General features: G+C 47.8%; 1 protein-coding gene. It reads right to left on the bottom strand.

What is annotated here, in order from left to right; translation table 11 throughout:
• Window positions 1-946 (bottom strand): AbgT family transporter (locus R8O10_RS24205; RefSeq protein ID WP_318191820.1); only part of this gene is annotated, 946 nt, incomplete at both ends.

Genomic DNA, 946 nt, shown 5'->3' with positions numbered 1-946 from the left:
TCATCGTGCCAACGACTTTACCGTATACAAAGCCAGGGATAGCAAAGAATACGAAGATGAAAGCGACGATACTTTTCAGGAATGGGGATCCTGCAACAGTGCCAGCGTCTGAACGTAGAATGCCGTCTTCTGGAACAATCGTCCAAGCCAACAAAGCAGACACAACCAACACAGCAAGACCAGCAACTTTCAGACCTTTCTTCTCAAGGTCAGTTAGGTTGCCCATTTTGTCGTTAGACAAATCTTCAGCCGCTTCTTCCTCGTTGTACTTGCCAAGTTTCGGCTCAACGATTTTCTCTGTAACGAATGCACCCATACCCGCGATGAAGAACGTCGACACAAACATGAAGTACCAGTTTACTTCTGGTCCAACAGTGTAAGTCGGGTCAATCATTTGAGCTGCTGTCTCAGTAATACCTGAAAGCAGTGGGTCAACTGTACCAATTAGAAGGTTTGCTGAGTAACCGCCCGATACACCAGCAAATGCTGCCGCAAGACCAGCAAGAGGATGACGACCAAGGGAATGGAAAAGCATTGCAGCAAGTGGGATAAGAACCACGTAGCCAAGCTCAGAAGCGGTGTTTGAAATGATACCAGCAAAAACAACCGTAACCGTCACCATACGTTGTGACGCACCCATTACTAGGCCACGCATTGCTGCTGAAAGTAGGCCCGAGTATTCCGCAATTGCAACACCAAGCATCGCAACCAATACCGTGCCTAACGGTGCGAAACCAACAAAGTTTTTCACTAGATTGGTAACAATAAGCTCTAGGCCGTCAGCGTTAAGTAAGCTGACCACTTGAATCATGCCGTCTGCAGCACGACCTTTTGCTCCCTCAGGACGAGGATCGACAACCGATACTTCGAAGTAACCAGCTATACCCGACATCACCAAAATGGCTAAACAGAAAATGGCAAATAGTGTGATCGGGTGGGGCAACAG

The organism is Vibrio sp. 1727, assembly GCF_033344415.1.
Classification (GTDB): domain Bacteria; phylum Pseudomonadota; class Gammaproteobacteria; order Enterobacterales; family Vibrionaceae; genus Vibrio; species Vibrio alginolyticus.
The sequence above is the reverse complement of the archived record's forward strand: the minus strand, read 5'-3'. Positions and strand labels throughout refer to the sequence as shown.